15 protein-coding genes, 1 tRNA gene and 4 pseudogenes are annotated in these 20996 nt (G+C 69.5%); 11 read left to right on the top strand and 9 right to left on the bottom strand.

Annotation, left to right across the window (positions count from 1 at the left end):
• Positions 1-49 precede the first annotated feature (49 nt).
• From H7H31_RS18050 to H7H31_RS18040, 3 genes are read left to right on the top strand one after another with little or no spacing between them, the layout of a single operon-like run.
• Positions 50-2827, top strand: coding sequence for a Z1 domain-containing protein (locus H7H31_RS18050; protein ID WP_187064324.1), 2778 nt, complete (start codon positions 50-52; stop codon positions 2825-2827).
• Positions 2824-3834 carry a PD-(D/E)XK motif protein gene (locus tag H7H31_RS18045; RefSeq protein ID WP_187064323.1) on the top strand — a complete coding sequence of 337 codons (1011 nt, stop codon included), beginning with the start codon at positions 2824-2826 and terminating at the stop codon, positions 3832-3834. The genes H7H31_RS18050 and H7H31_RS18045 overlap by 4 nt, the downstream gene beginning before the upstream one ends.
• Positions 3827-5836, top strand: coding sequence for an AIPR family protein (locus H7H31_RS18040; protein ID WP_187064322.1), 2010 nt, complete (start codon positions 3827-3829; stop codon positions 5834-5836). The genes H7H31_RS18045 and H7H31_RS18040 overlap by 8 nt, the downstream gene beginning before the upstream one ends.
• A gap of 63 nt (positions 5837-5899) precedes the next feature.
• Here the strand turns inward: H7H31_RS18040 and H7H31_RS18035 are convergent, their stop codons facing one another.
• On the bottom strand, positions 5900-6088 hold the full coding sequence (locus H7H31_RS18035; protein WP_187064321.1) for an AbrB/MazE/SpoVT family DNA-binding domain-containing protein: 189 nt from the start codon (positions 6086-6088) through the stop codon (positions 5900-5902).
• Positions 6089-6142: 54 nt separating this feature from the next.
• On the opposite strand from H7H31_RS18035, the pseudogene H7H31_RS34040 reads away from it, so the two are divergent.
• Positions 6143-6514: pseudogene (locus tag H7H31_RS34040) on the top strand (very short patch repair endonuclease); the annotation flags it as partial.
• A gap of 94 nt (positions 6515-6608) precedes the next feature.
• On the opposite strand, the gene H7H31_RS18030 reads toward H7H31_RS34040, so the two are convergent.
• From H7H31_RS18030 to H7H31_RS18020, 3 genes and pseudogenes are all read right to left on the bottom strand, one after another.
• Positions 6609-8594 (bottom strand): DNA cytosine methyltransferase, encoded by a 1986-nt coding sequence (locus H7H31_RS18030; protein WP_308284223.1) that lies wholly within the window; start codon positions 8592-8594, stop codon positions 6609-6611.
• Between the two features lie 509 nt (positions 8595-9103).
• Positions 9104-10183 (bottom strand): annotated as a pseudogene (locus H7H31_RS18025) (serine hydrolase domain-containing protein); the annotation flags it as partial.
• A 662-nt stretch (positions 10184-10845) separates the two neighbouring features.
• Positions 10846-11403 carry a hypothetical protein gene (locus H7H31_RS18020; RefSeq protein ID WP_187064319.1) on the bottom strand — a complete coding sequence of 186 codons (558 nt, stop codon included), beginning with the start codon at positions 11401-11403 and terminating at the stop codon, positions 10846-10848.
• Between the two features lie 288 nt (positions 11404-11691).
• Here H7H31_RS18020 and H7H31_RS34035 point away from each other — a divergent pair, with 288 nt between their 5' ends.
• From H7H31_RS34035 to H7H31_RS35155, 4 genes and pseudogenes are all read left to right on the top strand, one after another.
• A complete protein-coding gene (locus H7H31_RS34035) occupies positions 11692-12471 on the top strand; it encodes a hypothetical protein (protein WP_232109933.1) in 780 nt (259 codons plus the stop codon).
• Complete coding sequence (locus H7H31_RS34030) at positions 12438-12674, top strand: hypothetical protein (protein WP_232109932.1); 237 nt, start codon at positions 12438-12440, stop codon at positions 12672-12674. Before H7H31_RS34035 ends, H7H31_RS34030 begins: the two co-directional genes overlap by 34 nt.
• Positions 12650-13054, top strand: coding sequence for a hypothetical protein (locus H7H31_RS34025; RefSeq protein WP_232109931.1), 405 nt, complete (start codon positions 12650-12652; stop codon positions 13052-13054). Before H7H31_RS34030 ends, H7H31_RS34025 begins: the two co-directional genes overlap by 25 nt.
• A 102-nt stretch (positions 13055-13156) precedes the next feature.
• Positions 13157-13345: pseudogene (locus tag H7H31_RS35155) on the top strand (IS982 family transposase); the annotation flags it as partial.
• Positions 13346-13495: 150 nt separating this feature from the next.
• On the opposite strand, the gene H7H31_RS18010 reads toward H7H31_RS35155, so the two are convergent.
• Positions 13496-13738 carry a hypothetical protein gene (locus tag H7H31_RS18010; protein ID WP_187064318.1) on the bottom strand — a complete coding sequence of 81 codons (243 nt, stop codon included), beginning with the start codon at positions 13736-13738 and terminating at the stop codon, positions 13496-13498.
• 175 nt (positions 13739-13913) lie between these two features.
• On the opposite strand from H7H31_RS18010, the gene H7H31_RS18005 reads away from it, so the two are divergent.
• The 3 genes and pseudogenes from H7H31_RS18005 (at position 13914) to H7H31_RS35020 (ending at position 16283) form a co-directional block, all read left to right on the top strand.
• A complete protein-coding gene (locus H7H31_RS18005; protein WP_187064317.1) occupies positions 13914-14549 on the top strand; it encodes a WD40 repeat domain-containing protein in 636 nt (211 codons plus the stop codon).
• A 42-nt stretch (positions 14550-14591) separates the two neighbouring features.
• A pseudogene (locus H7H31_RS35025) lies at positions 14592-15185 on the top strand (WD40 repeat domain-containing protein); the annotation flags it as partial.
• 312 nt (positions 15186-15497) lie between these two features.
• A complete protein-coding gene (locus tag H7H31_RS35020) occupies positions 15498-16283 on the top strand; it encodes a WD40 repeat domain-containing protein (RefSeq protein WP_261905859.1) in 786 nt (261 codons plus the stop codon).
• Positions 16284-16404: 121 nt separating this feature from the next.
• Here H7H31_RS35020 and H7H31_RS17995 read toward each other — a convergent pair whose 3' ends face one another.
• From H7H31_RS17995 to H7H31_RS17980, 4 genes are all read right to left on the bottom strand, one after another.
• Positions 16405-16656 carry a hypothetical protein gene (locus H7H31_RS17995; RefSeq protein WP_254391095.1) on the bottom strand — a complete coding sequence of 84 codons (252 nt, stop codon included), beginning with the start codon at positions 16654-16656 and terminating at the stop codon, positions 16405-16407.
• A 473-nt stretch (positions 16657-17129) separates the two neighbouring features.
• Positions 17130-17203, bottom strand: a tRNA-Thr gene (locus tag H7H31_RS17990).
• A 125-nt stretch (positions 17204-17328) separates the two neighbouring features.
• Positions 17329-19047, bottom strand: a complete 1719-nt coding sequence (locus H7H31_RS17985) for an alpha/beta hydrolase (RefSeq protein WP_187117965.1) — start codon at positions 19045-19047, stop codon at positions 17329-17331.
• A 263-nt stretch (positions 19048-19310) separates the two neighbouring features.
• Positions 19311-20621 (bottom strand): DNA polymerase III subunit delta', encoded by a 1311-nt coding sequence (locus H7H31_RS17980; protein ID WP_187059926.1) that lies wholly within the window; start codon positions 20619-20621, stop codon positions 19311-19313.
• Positions 20622-20996: the final 375 nt, after the last annotated feature.

The raw sequence follows: 20996 nt of genomic DNA, 5'->3' as shown, positions 1-20996 counted from the left end.
GGTCGCCCCTACTCTCCGTACGTACCGTCGTGTCCTGCTGGAGGTCCCCGTGAGTGACGTGTCCGACGACTCGATGGCCAAGGCCAAGCGCCTGGTCCTCGGCTTCCTGCCACAGGACCGGCAGCCGGGGACGGAGGAGGTGCAGAACGCGGTCAACGCCATCTTCGGCCTGCTGGCTGCGCAGGGGGAGGAGGTCGACCGGGAGTTGCTGTTCAAGGAGATCCGGACTCTGGTCGCGGTCTTCCAGGAGCGTTCCGTCGCACTCACGGACGCCAAAGGGCACGAGCCGTGGCTATCCGAGGCGAAGACCAACCGGGACTGGGACTTCTGGGAGCGGTACCGCAGGTACCTCGAGGACGTGGTGAGTCTCCCGCCCTGGGTGGTGCGTCGTCTGGACCAGAGCTCGGACGACGTGCTGAGCCAGCTGGAGGATCCCCGACGTCTCGGTCCGTGGCGGCGCCGGGGGCTCGTGATCGGGCAGGTGCAGTCAGGCAAGACCGGCCAGTACATCGGTCTCGCCGCGAAGGCCGTGGACGCCGGATATCGCTTCGTCGTGGTTCTCGCAGGCATCCACAACGACCTCCGTAGCCAGACTCAGCTCCGGATCGACGAGGGCCTTCTGGGTTTTGACACCCAGCACCAGAGCCGGTCGGACCAGGATGGCCGGTCCCGTGCGATGGGTGTGGGCAAGATGCCGTCGCTGGTCAAGGAGTTCAAGATCGCGTCGCCGACCAACAGCGGGGAGAAGGGCGACTTCGGGCTTGCCACTGCCAAGACGATCAACTTCCCCCTGGGCAGCTTCCCCGTCGTCCTGGTGGTCAAGAAGCACTACAAGATCCTCGAGTACGTCCGCAAGTGGGTGCTGGACGTCCATGGGACCAAGGACGAGAACGGCGAGGAGACCGTCAAGGACTTCCCCATGTTCGTCATCGACGACGAGGCCGACAACGCCTCCATCAACACGGTGCGAGATCCCGAGGCGGATCCGACCAAGACGAACGCGGCCATCCGTAAGCTCATGAGGAGCTTCGACAAGTCCGCCTACGTCGGTTACACGGCGACCCCCTTCGCCAACATCTACATCGACCCGGATGCGGAGCACTCCGAGGCGGGAGAGGACCTCTTCCCCGCCAGCTTTATCCGCAGCCTTCCTTCGCCGACGAACTACCTCGGTCCCGAGAGGGTCTTCGGGCTCCAGGTGGACGACGAGGACGAGTCCGACGTCGAACCCCTCCCCCTCGTCCGGCACGTGAACGATGCGGACGCCTGGCTGCCGCCCAAGCACAAGGCCGGTGATGATCCGGGGGAGATCCTCCCGGGGTCCTTGCGCGAGGCGATCCTCTCGTTCGTGCTCTCCTGCGCCGCCCGGAGGGCCCGAGGGCAGACGAAGGTGCACAACTCGATGCTGGTGCACGTCACCCGCTTCACCTCGGTACAGGCCCGAGTCCGAGACCAGGTCGACGACCACCTGCGACTTATCGTGGACACGATCCGGGACCGGTACGGGAAGGCTCCCGAGCTGCGTGCCGAGCTCCGAGCCCTCTGGGAAAGGGACTTCGAACCCACCACCGACTGCTTCCCCGCGGACCAGGCCGAGCGTGTCACCTGGGAGCAGGTCTCGGAACAGCTTCTACCTGCCCTCAGAAAGATCCAGGTCAAGACCGTCAACGGAGCTTCAAAGGACGCCCTCGACTACTACGAGAACCGGAGGAACGGGCTCTCCGTGATTGCCGTCGGTGGGCAGAAGCTCTCTCGTGGTCTCACGCTCGAGGGACTGACCGTCAGCTACTACCTGCGGGCCTCGAAGACGTACGACACACTGCTGCAGATGGGCCGTTGGTTCGGCTACCGTCCCCGTCACGAGGATCTGTGCCGCCTGTACACCACCCCAGCGCTCGAGGACGCTTACGTGGAGGTCACCTCCGCGACGGACGAGCTGCGCAGGGAGGTCGAGGAGATGGCCACCCGTGGCCTCACCCCGACGGAGTTCGGCCTGAAGGTCCGCTCCTCCTCCCTGGGGCTCACCGTGACCGCGCCGAACAAGATGCGTCAGGGGACGAAGATCATGCTCAGCTACTCCGGTGAGGGACCGGAGACCGTGATCTTCAAACTCGCCGACAGGGCCGTCGACCACAACTTCGGGGAGCTGGAAGCCCTCGTCCGGCGCTTGGACGCGAGTGGTGACGCCGAGCAACCCTCCACGAACGGCAACGTCAAGTGGGACGGTGTGCCAGCCGACGTCGTTGCCGAGTTCCTGACGTCGTACGAGGCCGACCGTATGGCGCAGCGCGTGCGTCCCCGGCTCATTGCCAAGTACATCGAGCAGTGCACGAAGGTCGGCGAGCTCGACAACTGGACCGTGGTCCTGGTCGGCAGCACGAAGTCGAAGGAGCCGATGGATGTTGCGGGCCACACCGTCGGCCTCGTTACGCGCAAGGCCCTCAATCCTGAGGGTTTCCGGGCCGAGGGCAGGTACACGATCCGCCGCGTGCTCAGCCCGCCGGACGAGTTGATCGGCCTCGACGACGGACAGAAGAAGGCAGCGGAGAAGGCTGCGGGGATCACGGCGAACGAGCAGGAGAAGAAGTCGAAGTCGAAGACCCCGGCCGGCCCGTACATCCGTCGGCAGCGCCGCACCGACCAGGGCCTGCTGCTGATCTACCCCATCGCGGTCCCGGACGCCGAAAGCGCCGGTACGAAAACGCCCCTCGTCGGTTTCCAGCTGAGTTTCCCGCACTCCGAGTACCAGTCCAAGACCGAGTACGTCGCCAACTCGGTCTGGTTCCAGGAGGACGTCTACACCCTCGCAGAGGAGGACGACGAGTGACTGTCACCGAAGACGACTGGCAGACGCTGGAGAGCCCACAGGACGCTCCGGGGCGGTCCAGCATCAGTCTGTACACGGACTCACCTCTCGACATCCACCTTGCTGTCTCCCACCCTGGCCGCCAGCGCATGCTGGTCCTGCGTACGGACGCCCGCTCGGCCGACCCGATCGTGCGGTCGGTCAGCCGCCTGCCCAAGGCCGCCGGGATCGAGATGAATCTGAGCGCGGTGTCGCGGGTCGAGTACGAACTCCAGTTGGTCCTGACCGCCAACGATCTCAACGAGGTGTTCAACCCGCTCGTCGCCGACGTCGCCGACGTCGCAAGGGACGCCCCCGACGCCACCGGCGCCCTCTCCGCCGCGGTGCAGCGGTTCGGCAGGTGGCAGGAGCTCCTGAGCGCCGTGGGCAGGGACGGGCTGACCGTCGAGGCGCGTCGGGGGCTCTACGGGGAGCTGCTGGTGCTGGGGGACGTGCTGCTCACCCAGCTGTCCCCGGCCGAGGCCGTAGCAGCATGGACCGGCCCCACGGGGACGAACCAGGACTTCGAGATGCCCGACGTGGCCGTGGAGACGAAGGCAAGCACCGCCAAGCGCCCTCGGAGCATCCGGATCGCCAGCGAGCGTCAGCTCGACGGGGCGGGCACGGCAGCGCTCCTGCTCGGTCTCGTCCAGCTCGACGAGCGTCGGGGAGGAACGGGGGAGAGCCTGAACAGACGGGTGGACGGCATACGCAGGCAGCTCACCGACCCCGCCGCCCGGATCCGCTTCGACAGCCTGCTCATCCAGGCCGGGTACCTGCCCGTACATCGGGACCTGTACGACGAGCCCCGCTACACGCTTCGTGACCTGAGGTTCTGGCACGTGCGGGACAACTTCCCGAGGCTGGTCGAGTCCGACCTCCCTGAGGGCGTCGGCGACTGCTCCTACCGCTTGGACGTGTCGGCTCTGTCCATCTACAAGGCAGAGACCGACGAGGTGAAGGAACTGATCGGGGGATCGGATGGTTGAGCTCGATCTCGCGGAGTTCTCCAGGAGCCTGCTGGCCGACGTCCAGGCGACGGCCGACGCCGAGGCCGCAACCACTCCCGAGACGTTCACTCGGCGTGTCTTCGAGGACTTGGAGGAGGCCGGCGTCGTTTCCAACGCCTTCACCGCCTACCACAAGGCACACGGCCTCCTCGTGCACGGTTATGGCATCGGGGAGTCTGGTGAGTGCCTGGACCTGTTCGTGACGGACTTCCACCTCGCTCCCCTGGACACCAGGCTCACCAAGGGACCGGTCGAGACGTACTTCAGGCGTCTTCTGACGTTTGCCGTGCGGTGCCGGGACGGGCTCCAGAAGGACTTCGAGCCGTTCTCCGACGTGTACGACATGTGCTCGGCCGTCGCCAAGGCACTCACCGAGGTCCAGCGGGTCAGGCTCTTCCTGCTGAGCAACAGGGTGGCCACCCACACCGAGGCCCCCGCCACGGAACTCGACGGCCTGCCGGTGACCCACGAGGTGTGGGACCTGGCACGGCTGCACCGTCACGCGACGTCGGGAGCCCTCAGCGAGCCGATCGTTGTGCCGTTCTATCCACCGCTTCCTTGCGTGGCGGCTCCCAGCTCCGAGGAGGACCACTCGGTGGTCCTGGCAGTCGTTCCCGGGCAGATGCTCGCCGAGCTGTACGCGGAGTACGACACCCGCCTCCTGGAGCTGAACGTCCGTTCCTTCCTCCAGACCCGGGGCGCGGTCAACAAAGGCATCAGAGAGACCTTGCTCCACGCGCCGGGCCGGTTCCTCGCCTACAACAACGGGATCACGGCGACCGCGTCGCAGGTCGACCTCGTGCGGGGGCCGGAAGGCATACCCACCCACATCTCCGGGGTGCACGGCCTCCAGATCGTGAACGGGGGACAGACCACCGCCTCGCTCCACCATGCCCTCACGCGGGACAAGGCCGACCTGTCCGAGGTACGGGTTCAGATGAAGCTGACCGAGGTCGCCCCGGACCGACTCGCGGAGATCGTGCCGAAGATCTCGGAGTACTCCAACACCCAGAACCGGGTGACCCAGGTCGACTTCAGCTCGAACCACGAATACCACGTGGAGATGCAACGGATCACCCGTTCCCTGTGGGCGCCCGCCACCGACGGCAGTGGTCAGGAGACCCACTGGTTCTACGAGAGGGCCCGTGGCCAGTACACGGATGCCCTGGCGAAGGCCCGGACCCCCGCTCGACAGAAGCAGTTCAAGAGGCTCAATCCCTCGAAGCAGAAGTTCACGAAGGCAGATCTGGCCAAGTACGTCCACTCGTGGCACCGACTGCCGCACATGGTCAGCCGGGGTGCCCAGAAGAACTTCGTGGAGTTCATGCTGCATGTCGACGAGGCTCCGCCGCGTGTGGACCTCCGGTACAGCCAGCGGGTGATCGCTATGGCTGTCCTTTTCAAGGCCGTGGACCGCATCGCCGCGATCCACGGTGCCGGCAGCCACAAGAGCATGATCACCACGTACACCGTGGCCCGGCTGTCCCTGGCGACCGACCGTCGGATCGACCTCGACCAGATCTGGCGGGAGCAGGCCCTCTCGCCGGTCCTGACGGCCGCGGTCCACGACCTCTGCCCCAGGGTCATGAGGGCAGTGACCACGCCGCTGGCGGGGAACCACGTCGGCGAGTGGGCCAAGAAGGTCGCCTGCTGGGACGCCGTGTCGCAGGTGCCCTGGAACGTTCCTCCCGCACTCTCGCACGAGCTGCGTGACAAACCGCTGGACGAGGACGCTCTCGCGGGCGGCACCGGCGACGAGACGGGTGCGAGCGACGAGGCCGCGCTGGTTCCTGCCGACGAGTGGTACGCGATCGAGGACTGGGCCAAGGAGACTAGGGTCCTCGAACCGTGGCAGCGGCAGCTGGCTCACTTCGTAGGCAAACGCCTCGAGCTCGGCGAGGACGTTCCCGAGGCACAGGCCGTTCAGGCGCTACACACGCGCAAGGAGGCCCTGGGGCTGGGGTTCACCCCAGCTCTGTAGGAAGGGGAGGGAACACCCGCGACGAGGCTCATGCGCCGGTCGCGGGTCCACCGCAGCAGAGGGTCAGGGATGCCCCTTCTCGATCAGGCCCTTGATCGAGTCCTCCGCTCGCCTCAGCACGATGCGGCCGTCACCGTTACTGAAGGCGACAAGCTCGGCGCCCGGTGGGATGCCGGCTTCCGCCAGCAACCCGAGCGGCAAGTCGACACGGCCGTGGTCGTCGACGCTGATTTCGACTGGTTCCCGGGGCATGGGCAAAGTGTGGCACCCTGCGAAGCGGGGCCTGTCGACGGGCTTACAAAGGTAATGATCATGGACGTGGGCGGCGGGGCGGGACGGCGGTGGGTCTCCACCGCCGCGGGCGAGCACCTACACGGGCGCCGGGCGCGGAACACGAGGCCTGAGATCCTTTTGCGGAAGGCCGTCCACCGGACGGGCCTCAGGTTCCGTCTCCAGCAACGGGTGGCCCCCAGGTGCACGGCCGACTTCGTGCTGCCCCGCCACCACGTCGCCGTGTTCGTCGACGGCTGCTTCTGGCACGACTGCCCGGAGCACGGTCCCAAGGGGTTCCGCGGCCCGAACGCCTCTCTTTGGCGAGACAAGATCAACGCCAACAAGGACCGGGACCGGCGGAACACGGAGCAGGCCACGGCCGCCGGCTGGACCGTGGTCAGGGTCTGGGAGTGCGAGATCCGTCGGGACGCGGAGGCCGCTGCGAGACGGGTGGCGGAGGCCACCGGCAGGGGCACAGCAGCTCCGCGTCAGACCTCGACTACTTCTGTGAGGCGGCCAGCGTCAGAAGGTCGTCCGGACGGGCCTTCCGGTCGGGGCAGTACGCGAGGAACGGGCAGTCGGAGCAGACGGGCCCGTCCTCCCGGCACAGATCGGAACCGATGAGCCGGATCGCCCCCATCCGCAGTGGGGCGTCCTTACCCGCGCCCACGAGCTTCACCAGGTTGACGCGTCCCTCGCTGAGCCGGTTCGGATGGTTCGTGTCGAGGCCGTTCATCCGGGCCGCAACCCGCAGTGTCCCCTGCCCAACGAGCATGAGGTCCTCACCGATCAGCAGAAGGTAGAGGGCCTTCTCGCCTGGCTTCATGCCCAGCTTCCCTGGGATGTCGAGCCGCTTTTCCCAGCGCCAGGCATAGGGCTTGTCCACGAGTGGGGTCAGACGGTCGAGGCGGGACCGCGCCGGTGCCGTGGGTGCCATCTCCAGCAACCTGTCGAGCAGCTTCGCGGTCAGCCTCTTCGCCCGCCGGACAATGCCCATCAGTTCGGCCATCTCGGCTGGTCTGATCTTCGCCCCGGACAGTATGGCGACCACCGCGGCATGGAGCGAGACCTGCTCCACGTCTGGTTCGTCGGGGAGCTGATACCAGTCGGCGCCGTCCCGGCGCTGCTTCGCCCACTCCGTGAGTGCGCCCCGGACCTCACGCCAGTGGGGCTGAAGGCCCTCCCGATCGGCGGAAGCGTCGTCGGCCGGCCTGAGGGCCTCGGCGGCCGCCTCGCCCAGCAAGGGAGGGACGGCGTTGCCGATCTGCCGGAACGCATCGCTGCGAGTGCCTGAGAACCGGAACCTGTCAGGGAACGTCTGGACCCGTGCTGCCTCACGCACGGTGAGCGTGCGCAGCTGCTCCGGGTGGATGTACCAGTAGCCGTCCTTGGCGATGTGAGCGGTGATCGTGCGGCTCAGCTGCTGCCAGTCCAGCTTCTTGTACTTGTCCGTGTACTTGTCGGTGGCGTAGCGCTGATACGTCTTCTCTTCATCAGTCTTCAGCAGCTCGCCCAGGTCCGAGTATTTGGTCCTGGATCCCATGAGCTCGAAGATCCGGTGGTCGTCCTTCCGGACCCTGCGGGTCATGTGGTCCCACACGCGCCCCCGGGGAGCGCCCGCGCGCATCATCTCCGCGAACGGCGACAGGTTGCGCGGCTTGCGATAGGACATCTCCCGCTCGCCGACCCGCGCGGTGGGCACGACCTCCAGTTCGGGAAGATCACCGATGGCGTCATGCAGGGTGGTGGGCTGGACGTCGGGGTCCCGCCAGTCGAACTCGGCCACGTCCCTCCGGGCCAGAAGGATCAGTCGCTTCCGGTGCTGCGGAACGCCGTAGTTCCACGCGTCGACGAGGCGTACCTGCGTCGCGTACCCGAGCTCCTCCAGCTTCTCCTCGATCGTCCGGATCACGAAGAAGTCGTCGTGCAGGCCCATGTCAGGCACGTTCTCCATGAGGACCACTCGGGGCCGGACCCGCGTGACGATGTCCAGGTAGGCGCTCCAGAGCTCCTTCCGCCGGTCCTCCGGATCACGCCCGTGGTTCTTGACCAGGTCGCGGATCTTGTTGCGCCCGGCCCGACTGAAGGGCTGACACGGAGGGCCACCGGCAACAAGGTCGATGTTCGCCGAAGCGAGGATCTCCACGAGCCGGTCGCGCTCGGCGGGGTCACCGAGATCCATGTGCAGACTGAGACCCGGGAAGTTCGCCCGGTGCGTCTCCAGCGCACGCTCGTCAAAGTCCACCGCTGCCGCAGTGGTCCAGCCCGCCCGCTCCACTCCGGCGCTGAGCCCCCCGGCACCGGAGAAGAGATCGACGGCGAGTCGCTTGTCCTTGCCGAAGCCTTCCAGCCACTCCTGGAACGTCTCTGGGGTGCAGCTGTCGGCGTGTGGGGCCAGCTTTAGGTAGTCACTGCGTTCAAGAGGTACGCCGTAGCCGCTCCCCTTCACAGCACAACCCTCCATACGCACGACATGAACGAGCACCAGGAGATCACAGACCTCCTGGTGGAAGCAAGGATTCTGGCACTCCGGGCACCGGGATCAGCGGAGGTGCCGACAGCTCCCCAGCTCGACTTTCGCACCCCCGCGACCTGCGGGCTCGGACCAGTGTTCCACGTGCCGAGATGATCGATCATAGTCGAGCCCAGCGTCTGATTCAGCGCAGTCGGCGGGAGTGATTGGTCACTCGTCCGACAAACAAACCCAGGACAAAGAAGGCACGTTCGAGTTACCGCGGGATCGCCAAACACTAGCGCCCAACAGGCTCCTTCAGCCATATGAGTTACGCGTGAACCAGCTGTCAAATCCAGCCAGTTCACCATGAACCAGTGGCATGGCGGCCCTGGCAGCGCGACAAGCGGGGGCGCGGGTGGACTTCGAGAACGCCAGGTCTTGTCACGAAATTCAGTCGCTCATCGGTTCACGCCACCGAATTGAGCGACCGACGCCAACGTGGTCAGTGGCTGCCTCGCGCCGACATAGCTGGGCTCTCATCACCCCAATGTCCTGATCACTGCGTCGATCAGAGCTCCGGCACGAAGGTCATCGCGCCCACTGACGATGTGGTTCATCACGTAACCGAAGGCAATTCCGTGATCCGGGTCAGCGAAGGCCAAGGAGCCTCCCCGGCCGTTGTGACCGAAGGCGCTTGGCCCACTCATGGGGTTGTCCTGGGTAGGCAGCTGGTACCCAGAGGCGAACCGGCTCGGCGCCACCAGCACCTGGTCCATCCCGGCTGCCTGCTTCTTGGCCGCCGCCGCGACGGTCTCCGGGCTGAGCAGGCGCACGCCGTCCACCTCGCCGATCAATGCCGCGTACATCCGAGCCAGGGCGCGCGCCGTACCGATGCCATTCGAGGCCGGCAGTTCCGCGGCCTGCACCTCGGGTGAGTCGAAGTCGATCGCGGCCGGGTCCGTGACCGCGTACGCCCTGTTGCTGAAGGAATTCGGGTCGCGCCAGGCAGCCACCTGTTCGCGTAGTTCTTCGGGGACCGAGTCAGCGGGCAAGGTGGTGAGGTCGAGGTTCGGCTTTCGGTACGCCATGCGGCTCACGCGGTGGCGTTCGTTCGCCGGCAGGCCGATGAAGAAGTCCAGGCCGAGGGGCACGGCGATCTCGTCGGCGAAGAAGCGGCCGGGAGTGCGGCCGGACACGCGGCGGATCACCTCGCCGACCAGCCAGCCCCAGGTTCGGCCGTGGTAGCCGTGCGCGGTCCCGGGCGTCCACACGGGGCACTGCGCGGCCAGTGCGGCCGTCATCGGGTGCCAGGACAGGGCCTCGGCCTCGGCCAGGGGGGCCGGGCGGTCCAGCGTGACGAGGCCGGCTTGGTGGGACAGCAGCCAGCGCACCGGGATGTCCGCCTTGCCGTTCGCGGCGAACTCCGGCCAGTACTCGGCCACCGGCGCGTCCAGGTCCAGCAGGCCGCGTTGGACCAGCATGTGTGCGGCGGTCGCGGTCGCCCCCTTGGTGACCGAGTAGACGAGCTGGAGCGTGTCTCGCTCCCATGTGCGACCGGTGTCGCGGTCGGCGACACCTCCCCGCAGGTCCACCACTGGTCGGCCGTGCTGGTACACGCATGGTGGAGGTGGAGGGGCGAGGACCGGAAGCCGGCAGCGGAATCGGGGCGCGGGCCCCTCGGCGGGTGGGGCGTGAGTCGAGGGGTAGCGAAGATCGGAGGCGAAGCAGGTTGCCTACGGCTCAGGTTCAGGGGCGGGGGCCGTACCGGCGGCGGCCGTGGTGGTGGCACCGAGTTCCGGTCTCCACCTGCTGGAGCGTGGGCCGGCGGTGCTCGTGACACGTGGCGCATGTGCTGTCCCACGGCATGGAGCGACCAGGGAAGGGCGCGCGCGGGATGTAGCCGGCCTCCTCCATAACGGCCCTCTCCTCCTCGTCCTCATCGGCCAAGGGTGGTCGGTTCATTGGCACTTGCGGAACCGGGACAGGGGGTGCCTCGATGGGGGGAGTGTGGCCTCCGAAGACCAGTCCCAGGCTCACCCACTCTTGCCGGCGTCTCGGTGTGGGCATATCGAACCTCTCGTGCGATACGAACGATGGGTAGTGCACACGTGGGCCAGCCGTGCACGTTCGGCGCAGGAGCGGTGGGTCGGAACTTCGGCCCGCTCGCGGTGCCCGGATCGCGCGCAGAGGCACGCGCCCTCCTCGCTGCCGTCTGGCCTGGAAATCCTGTCGCGTGGGGCCAGGCGCAGGCAGCGCGAGGACTGCAGGAATCCGGGGTGAATCACTGTGCCGCCGCTCCTGGTACCGCTCGCAGATGGCGCGCCTTCTGGCCGCGTTGCCAGCGGTTCCAGCACGCGGCGCACGCATACCACTCCCGGGGCGAGGAGGACATCGGGACGAACACGTCGACCAGCACCGCGGCGCGGGTGGGGCTGCCGCACTCGCAACACACCCTGACCGGGCCCTTCCCTCCGGCGTGTTCCAGGGGCCCGACGGTGGCCTCGATCGCCTCTCGTAGTCGGGCAGGAGAGGCGAGTGGCTTCATGAGTGAGGCGAGCCAGTGAAAACGCTGGAGGCCCACGAACGTGCCGTCTACGTGCGGAACCAGGAGGGGATCGCCCGCGCGGACCACCGAGACCCCGGCCGCCTCCGCATCAGGCCACCCCTCAGCCTGCCCAGGGACGAGATAGACCAGGTAACGCAGTCCGGGTTCGTGGAAAGCTGGGCCGCTCGCACCGGCCAGGGCTTCGGCCATCAAAACGCCCCAGTCCTCGGGCACAGTGACCGCCGGCCACCAGGGCCCCACTGTGATCAACTGCGCGCGCTGATCCGTGATCACCCACGGAGGTATCGGCGAGCCGGTCACGGCCTACCACCACCCCACGTGCGGGTGACCGGCAGCGAGCGCGGAGTCTTCCGGCGGCGGCACGGCCATGTTGACGGCGGTACCCGCCGGTGTGCTGGGGGCGGCCGTCGTTGGGCGCGCGGATGAGGGACGGATCGCGTGAGGGGCACGGGCCATGACAGCAGGATGTGTTCCGGCTGTCTGGTCGGACCAGTACCGTGGGGGGTCACGAAAGGTCGCGAAATGCTTACGCTAAGTAGCGGACATGGAGGGAAGGGCTTGGTGGCCGAGACAGATAACCCGCAGCTGGCTCTGCTGATCGCTGCAACGGGATCGCCGCACGCAGAGATAGCTCGGCGCCTTGTGGCACGGGCTCAAGCCGAAGGCCACAGGCAAGTCGCGCCGGGCGTCACGCGTATCCGCCGCTGGATCGAGGGCGAGCGACCTCGCCCCCCGGTCCCGAACCTGCTTGCTGCCGTACTCTCCGAAGCTCTGGGGCAGGCCCTGACACCCGGTGACCTCGGCTTGAACGGCACCGGCCCGGAGCTGGACTCGATCCAACTGCCGATGTTGACCGAGGCCGCCGCGCGGCTTGTGGCCGGCTGGGCCCAGTTGGACCTTTTGATAAACCGTCGCGACACCCTGAAACTCGCCCTTGGCGCGCCGTTGATCGTGGCTGCGCAACGCATGCTCACTGGTAGGCCCCGCGCCCTGAGTCAACGCCGTAAGGGCTTCGACGAGGACACCGCCACCGCGCTAGAAGAGGTGACGGCGTTCTTCGCCGCAGCCGACGCGGCCAAGGGCGGCGGCCTGCACCGGCCGGCGATCATCGCCCAGCTCGCCGAAGTCGCCCGCCGCATCCAGGACGGGGTCCCCGCCAACTGCGCACGCGTGTCTTCTCCGCGACTGCCGATCTCGCGGCGCTGGCCGGGTGGGTCAGCCACGACTCGGGCCGCTACCCGCCGGCTCAGCGGTACTGGAGCTACGGCATCTACGCCACCGGGGAGGCCGGGCAGCCTGACCGCGGCGTGGAGATCATCACCCGCATGCCCCACCAGATGATCTACCTCGGCCACCACCGCGGCGCCCTCGGGCTGCTCCAAGTCGCAGCCACCCAAGCTAACCAGCCCGCGACCAAGGCGCTGGTGACCTCCCAGACAGGTCGGGTCCACGCGGCGCTCGGCGAAGACGAGATGGCCGCCGCCATCTCGACCAGACGGACGCGATACTGGCCGAGGGGTTGGGTGATGTTCCGCACTGGCTGACGTACTTCGACGCGGCCGAGCACGCCGGCGCCAAGGCCGCCTCCGCACGCGACCTCGCCGAGCGGGGCCGGCCCACCGGACCTGCCAGCACCCACTTCGAGAGCGCCTTGGCCTTGCGTGGCCCCGGATTCGAACGGGTGCGGATCATGGACGCCGTCGGTCATGCCGCTGCGCTGTTCGACGAGGGGGACCCGGACCGGGGCGCCCAGGCCGCGCACCACGCCCTGGACGACGCCGCACGCCTTGACTCCGCCCTCATCACCTCCCGCGTCAACGTCCTGCACCAGGCGATCCGTCCCTACCGCACCGCCACGGTCGATGACATCCGCGCCCGGATCCGAGACCTCACAGCCACCCGCCCCAGCACCATCGCAGCCTGAGCCCCTCCACGGCCAGCGACGGGCGCTTGGGGAGCAAGGGCCTCGGCCGTAGAAGTTTCGACGATCGCGTCGGGGCCCGTCATCGAACGCCTTTCAAGAAGCAAAGAACTAACAGACGCCGAACTGCCATGTCTCGCGGCCGCCCAGGTACTTACTGACTTTCACTCGGCCCGGCGCCGGGTTCGCTTCGCACACGCCCGGCTAGGACACCTCCTTCGCTACCTACCCCAGCAGTCCGCCTACAACAAACGACTCAACGCCGCAGGTCCAATGATCAGCCACGTGACCGAGGTAGGGCCTGTCCTTCGGACCATGCGGGGCCTGGCATGCATGCTCGCCGCGTTGACGTCGGCCGCCAACGCTCCGCGTTGGCCCCCTCCGCCTCGCGATCGCGCGCACTAAGCGCCGCCTTCCGACCCGGCCCGCTCCGAAGGGCAGTTCCTAGCGGCGATCGCGAGGCGGGGTGATGAGTGCGCGCAGTGCCGGTACGGCCGGGCCGGCGGCCACGAGACCGGCCAGCACCGCGCCCGCCACCGGTGCCCCGGTCAGTGCCGTCAGCCCGCCCATGATTAGCCCGATGACGAGCGCGGCGAGCAGGACGACGCTCGTGTGCAGGGGCAGGAATACGGGGTCCAGCGAAGGGGCTGCGGGGGAGCCCGAGTCGTCTGTCGGCGTCGGATGCATGCCTCGACCGTGCCCTCACGTCCCGCCCCGGCCCGCACCCGCCGAACACTCCCGTCCCGCTCCGACCGGCCCGGTCCACGACTGAACGGAACGGCCCACTCATGTTCAGTGAAGTGTCGGCGCCGTCGTGCACACGGACCTATCCTCGTGCTCACGGCCCGAGCGGGGCGGAGTGGTGGAGAGCCGAACGTACGTCACCTACGAGGAAGCACTCCGGCACTTCGGACAGGAGCTCAGCGAGTTGCGCGCCCAGCGCGGGGCGCCGTCCTTCGACCGCATGCGTGCGCGCGGCCTGAAGGCCCTCGGCGACACCGCCGGCGCGTGCTCTAAGGGGACCATGAGCAAGGTCTTCGCCGGTGGACAGTTCATCTCGTTGGACAAGCTGATCTGGCTAGTGCGGACCGTGATGTCCTGGGACGAGTACGGGGAGGAGTGTGCGCCGCCCGGTCGACGCGACGAGGAACTCACCCCTTGGCGCAGCCGCTGGCAGTCCCTCAACGCCCTCCGTGCGCAGGCTCGCCGCCACCCGGCGCCGCCCTCTCCTCGGCCGTCCGATCCCCGCCCGGTGTCCTTCGGGCACGTAGATGTCCTCATCGGCCACGCCGGCCCCGTCGTGGCCCTGGCGTTCTCCCCGGACGGCGGCCGCCTCGTCACCGCGAGCGACGACGGCGCCGTGCGGCTCTGGGACCTTGCCACCCACAAGGTGACCAGCACGATCCGCACCAGGTACGGGTCCGCGTTGTCGGTGGCGTTCTCGCCGGACGGCGGCCGCGTCGTCTTCGGCAACCGCAGCGGACGCGTGCTGATGTGAGACCCGGCTGCGCCGGCGGACTCCGGGCCCTTCAAGGGGCACGAGGCGGCTGTGCGGGCGGTCACGTTCTCTCCCGACGGCCGTCTTCTCGTCACCACAGGCGACGACAGCGGCGTGCGACTGTGGGATGTAGCCACCGGTGCACAGATCGGCGGGCCCCTCACGGGCCCGGCCGGGACCGTCTGGGCCCTCGCGATCTCTCCCGACGGCCGCCTCCTCGCCACCGGAGGCGAGGACACCACCGTCCGACTCTGGAACCTCACCCCCCGCCGGGAGGTCGTCATCCTCCCGGCAGGGCACACCGCGCCCGTGAACATTCTGGCGTTCTCCCCGGACGGCACTCTGCTCGCCACGGCGGGCAGGGACGGCACCCTCCGGTTCTGGGATGTCGCCACCCGGACGCGGTCCGGTGAACCGCTCACCGGTCACGCCGGGTCCGTGCACGCGCTGGCGTTCTCCCAGGACGGCTGCGGCTCCCTGCTCGCCACGGCGGGCGCGGACGGCAAGCTCCGGTTCTGGGACGTCACCAGCCGCACTCCGATCGGTGACCCCGTTACGGGGCACATTGGACCCGTCAGGGCGGTGGCGTTCTCCCCCGGAGGCCGCCTCCTTGCCACCGGAGGCGAGGACACCTCCGTACGGCTCTGGGAGGAGGGCGCCTCCGTACGACCGAGGGAAGCGGACGTGTCCGTGGCGCTCGGGGAGACGGTCCCGTCCGTACGACTCCGGTACGAGGACTCCCCCGTACGCCTTCGGGAACCGGAGGCACCGAACAGCACACCGCACCCGCAGCCGCCCGCACCGCTGCCCCTCGCCGTCCGGGCGCTGCTGCACCGCCGGCTGCACGCAGGCCGACCCCTGAAGCTGGGCGGGCTTCTGCACGACAACGACGTTTACAGTGTGGCGTTCGCCACGGACGTTCTCGCGATCGGCAGCGACGACGGCGCCATGCAACTGTGGGACCCCGTCCTGCGCACCCGGCGCCGCGATCCTTCCCCCACCCACGGGGACGCCGTCCTTTCCATGGCGCTCTCCCCGGACGGCGTCACTCTCGCCACCGGTGGTGCCGACGGGACCGTGCGACTACGGAACACGGACACCGGCCATCTCATCGGCGCCCCCCTCGTCGATCACGGCGGAGAGATCACGTCCGTGGCGTACTCACCGAAGGGCACCCTCCTCGCTGGCGGGCACCGCGACGGGACCGTGTGGCTCTGGAACGCGGTCACCGGCGACCCGATCGACGGCCCCTCCGGCCATCGAACAGGGTCTGTCCAGGCCATGGCGTTCTCCCCGCACGGCAGGTACCTCGCGATCGGTGGTGAGGGCAGCGCACCGTGGCTGTGGGACACGGTGGGCCGCACATGGGTCAACGTTCCGCTCGCCGGCAATGGCGGGCTCGCCCTCGCCCTGGCCTTCGCCCCGGACGGCCGTCTCCTCGCAACCGCCGACATCGACGGGGCCGTCCACTTGTGGGAGGCGCCCACCGGCGCCCCAGTGGGCGCCCCCCTCACGGACCATTCCGGGCCAGTTCTCGCGGTGCCCTTCTCCCCCGACGGCCAAACCCTCGCGACCGGCGGCGCGGACGAAACCCTGCGCCTGTGGGACGCCACCACCGGCGAGCGACTCAGCGCCCCCGTCGCCCATGACGGGGCCGTCACCTCGCTAGCGTTCTCCCCCGACTCCTCCATACTCGCCGTCGCGACGAAGAATCGGGTCACCCTGTACGCCTAGGCCCAGCATCAGCCGCAGCGCAGGCCCCGGGAAGGCGAGCAGGTGACCTGCCCAACTCCCGGCCGACCAAGACCTGGATGACCACGCGCTCAGGGCCCAGGGGATACCGCTGTCACAAGCCCTAAGCGGCGAGACCGTGCCGCTCACTTCCGTCGTCGCCCTGATTTCCACCTGCCTGCGGGCGCTCCAGGCCCAGCAACTTCAACAGGTCAGCCGTCACCACCCGGTAGGCGTTGCCGAGGCGCAGCACCTTGACCGGGTACTTCCCCTGCTTAGCGAGTCCATATCCCGTTGACCGGCCGATCATCAGCGCTCGGTTCGAGGTGTCGAGGTCGATAACGGCGGGGAGGGCAAGCAGCTCGTCGCCCGTCAGCCCTCGCACCTCACGGTACGAATCCGATGCCAACCACTCGCGTTGCAGTGACACCAGAGGTGCATCACGACATTGCAGCCTTCACGCCTTGGACCGGCACGGTCGCCGGCGTGACGGCATCTGCACCGCCCTCGGGCTCGTCGGATTCCTGCAATGCAGGCTGATCGGTCATTGAGCCCCTCCAACAGGTACCGACTGTTCCAGGGAGTACGCCCGGTAAGCCGCTCTACCGGTGTTCCCGAAGGCCGTGGGGCACCCGGCGTCTTGTAGGGATGGAACAGAGCCCAGGCTGCCGCACACCCACCCTCATCATCGCCGCCGGCCACCGCCGCTGCACGCCTTTTGCACGCTTGGCCACCGGTCGGCCACCGGCGGCGGACGCGAGGCCCGAAACGGCGGCGCAGGCGCGCCCAGATTCTTCCGAAGAACCACAAAGGCCCAGGTCAGCTGCTACCTGACCTGGGCCTTCTCTGAGCCGCCTTCGGGATTCGAACCCGAGACCTACGCATTACGAGTGCGTTGCTCTGGCCAACTGAGCTAAGGCGGCATGCCGTGCGAACCTGATCGGCGGCGACGGCGGAGCCAAGTCTACACAGTTTCGCGGGGTGCTCCGTACGAGGTGGTGTTCGGGGGCTCCGCGCAGGTCAGGCGGGTCGCGCGGGGCTGGGGCGATCAGGTGCAGGTGGTGTCGGGGGCGGGGGGCCGGCCCGTGAGGAGGTAGGTGTTGATCGTGCGGTCCGCGCACTCGCTGCCCCGCCCATACGCCGTGTGGCCGTCGCCGTCGTAGGTCAGCAGGCGGGCCGAGGAGAGCTGGGCGGCCAGGGAGCGGGCCCAGCGGTAGGGGGTGGCGGGGTCGCGGGTGGTGCCGACGACCAGGATCGGGGCGGCGCCCCTGGCCTCGATGCGGTGGGGGCGGCCGGTGGCCTCGACGGGCCAGTAGGCGCAGCTCAGGGCCGCCCACGCCAGGGTCTCACCGAAGAGCGGGGACGCCGTTCGGAAGGCGGGCAGGGACTGGCTGGCGTCGGCCGGGCTGTGGAAGGCCGGGGGCAGGTCGAGACAGTTCACGGCCTGGTTGGCGACCATGAGGTTGCTGTACGTGCCGTTGTCCGACCGCTCGTAGAACGCGTCCGACAACTGGAGCAGCTCCGTGCCGTCCCCTCGGATCGCCTCCGCGAACGCCGTGCGCAGCGCCGGCCACGCCCCCTCGTCGTACATCGCCGACATCACCGCCGTCGTGGCCAGCGACTCCGTCAGCGTCCGCCCCTCCTCGGTGCGCAGCGGCCGGGCGTCGGCGCGGTGCAGCAGGTCGCCGAGGAGGCTGACGGCCTCGGCGCGGTCGTCCGTGCCCAGCGGGCAGTCCGCGCGCCGGACGCAGTCCGTCATGAAGGCCGTGAGCGCCGTCTCGAAGCCGGCGGTCTGCTCCAGGTTCATCTGCTCGGCGCCCAGCGACGGGTCCATGGCCGCGTCCAGCACGAGCCGGCCCGTCTGGCCAGGGAACAGTCCGGCGTACGTGGCCCCCAGGAACGTGCCGTACGACGCGCCCACGTAGGTCAGCTTCCGGTCCCCGAGGGCGGCGCGCAGCACGTCCATGTCGCGGGCCGCCTCGGTGGTCGACAGGTGGCCGAGCAGCCGGCCGGAGCCGCGCTGGCAGCCGCGGGCCAGCTTCTGGTACGCGCGCACCAGGCTCCGCTTCTCGGCCGCGTCGTCCGGGGTCTGGTCCGTCCGCACGTGGGCGTCCATCTCGCGGCCCGTCAGGCACCGCACCGGCTCGCTGCGCCCCACCCCGCGCGGGTCGAATGCCACCATGTCGTACCGGGCCCGCACCGCGCGCGGATAGCCGATCCCCGCGTACGCCTGGAGGTAGCCGATCGCCGAGCCGCCCGGGCCGCCCGGGTTGACCAGCAGCGAGCCCAGCCGGCGCGGCCCGTCCGTGGCCCGCTTGCGGGAGACGCCGAGCCGCACGTCGCGGTCGGCGCCCGGCCGCTCGTAGTCCAGCGGCACCCGCAGCGTGGCGCACTCGAACCCGCTGGCCCCGCACGGCCGCCAGCGCAGACGCTGCTCGTAGTAGCCCCTGAGCGGGGCCGGGACCACGGGTGGCAGCGGGCGCAGGGCGGTGGTGGCGCGGTTCGCCCCAGGCCACTCGTCGGGCGCGCCCGTCTCGCGCGCCCGGGCGTCCACCCGGCCCGCGCCGCCGTCGTCGTTCCCGCCGCGCCTGACGGCCTCGTCCGTCCGCCCGTGTTCGCTGCCGGGCGGCGGTGAGGGCGGCCCCGGCGCGGTCGCTGTGGCCGCCGAACTCGGGGACGGGACACCGCTCGACGAACAGCCGGAGACCAGCAGCGCCGCAGCCGCGACCACGGTCCCGGCCGTGCGGAACAAGCGACTCGTACCCATCGTCGACCCCTCAGTCGTACGCGGCGTGGACGCGCGTCAGCCACACGTCGGCGGTCGCGCGCGGAGTCGGAGAGTATCGACACGCGTACGCACAGCCGCCACTCGTGACCTCCGTACGAGTGAACGCCGCGCTGAACCAGCCCCGACCGGACCCGTCCCACCGGCCAGGGCGAGCGGCGGCGCGGGTCCGGCGGCAGCGAAGCCGGGTCGTACGCCCCACGTCGGGGCCGGACGTGCGGCCGGGCGCGGCGAGGGTCGGTGGGTCAGCCCGCGCGCAGGGAGAGGGTCATGGCCTCGACCGCGAGAAGCGGGGCCACGTTCCGGTCGAGCGCCTCGCGGCAGGCGCGGATCGCCTCTATCCGGCGCAGTGTCCGCTCGGGCCTGGAGTTCGCCGCGATGCGCTCCAGTGCCTCGCGCTGCTCGGCGTTGGCTATGGCCACCTGCGAGCCGAACTGCAGGGCGAGCACGTCGCGGTAGAACGCCGTGAGGTCGGTGAGGGCGAGGTCGAGGCTGTCGCGCTGGGTGCGCGTCGAGCGGCGCTTCTGCCGGTCCTGCAGGTCCTTCATCACGCCGGCCGTGCCGCGCGGCAGCCGGCCGCCGGTGCCCGCCGCGGCCCCGAGCGCCGCGCGCAGCTCCTCCGTCTCCTTCGTGTCGACCTCCTCGGCGAGCTGCTTGGCCTCCTCGGACGCGGCGTCCACGAGCTCCTGCGCGGCCTTGAGGCAGCCGCCGACGTCGTCCACCCGCAGCGGCACCGAGAGCACGGCGGCGCGGTGGGCCCGGGCGCGCTCGTCCGTGGCCAGCCGGCGGGCTCGGCCGATGTGGCCCTGGGTGGCGCGCGCGGCGACCGCGGCCCGTTCCGGATCGATGCCGTCGCGCCGCACGAGCACGTCGGCGACGGCTTCCACCGGCGGGGTGCGCAGGATGAGGTGGCGGCACCGGGAGCGGATCGTCGGCAGCACGTCTTCCAGGGAGGGGGCGCACAGCAGCCACACCGTGCGCGGGGCGGGCTCCTCGATCGCCTTGAGCAGCACGTTGCCCGCGCCCTCGGTCAGCCGGTCGGCGTCCTCCAGAACGATGATCTGCCAGCGCCCGCTGGCCGGGGAGAGCTGGGCCCGGCGCACCAGGTCGCGGGTCTCCTTGACGCCGATGCTCAGCATGTCCGTACGGACCACCTCGACATCCGCGTGCGTACCGATCAGGGCCGTGTGGCAGCCGTCGCAGAAGCCGCAGCCCGGCGCTCCGCCCAGCGCGCGGTCGGGGCTGACGCACTGCAGGGCCGCCGCGAAGGCGCGGGCCGCCGTCGAGCGGCCGGAGCCGGGCGGGCCCGTGAACAGCCAGGCGTGCGTCATCTTCGCGCCCGAGGGGCGCTGCGCCGTGGCGCCCGCCCCCGCCGCGCCACCGGCATCGGCGCCCGCACCACCGGCGCCGGGCTCGCCAGCGTCCGCCGGAGGCGACGGGCGTTGCCGGCCGCCGGCCGCGCTCACGTCCGTGACCAGCGCGTCCGCGTCCAACGCGGCAGCGGCGAGCTGCTCAGCGACCCGGCTCTGCCCCACCAGGTCGTCCCACACCGCCATGACGCCTCTCCCTGCCTGCCGTGCCCTGCCGTACCCCGACTGCCCCGCCCCCCGGCTGCCCCGCGCCCCGCTCCGCCACGGGCGGCGGGGACCGGCCGCGACCGCGGACTTCGGGCGGCGTGCCGCCCACGCCCCGCCCCCGGACTCCGTCCGGCACGGGCGGGCTCCCCCGCTCACCCGTCCCGAGCCGTACCGATGCGCTCACGTGCTCGCGACAGGCACTCCGAGCGCCGCGGCACCCGGTTCACCTGTCTGCCAACCATTGTGGAGTACGGCACTGACAATGCCGGGCACGCGCGCGCTGACCTGCGAGAACAACCGTCCGGTGGCGGTGAGGGCGGGCCCCTGTTTGCGGACCCGCCCCCGCTGCCAGGG

It is taken from the genome of Streptomyces buecherae, assembly GCF_014295035.1.
In the GTDB taxonomy this organism is placed as follows: Bacteria; Actinomycetota; Actinomycetes; order Streptomycetales; family Streptomycetaceae; genus Streptomyces; species Streptomyces youssoufiensis.
The sequence above is the reverse complement of the archived record's forward strand: the minus strand, read 5'-3'. Positions and strand labels throughout refer to the sequence as shown.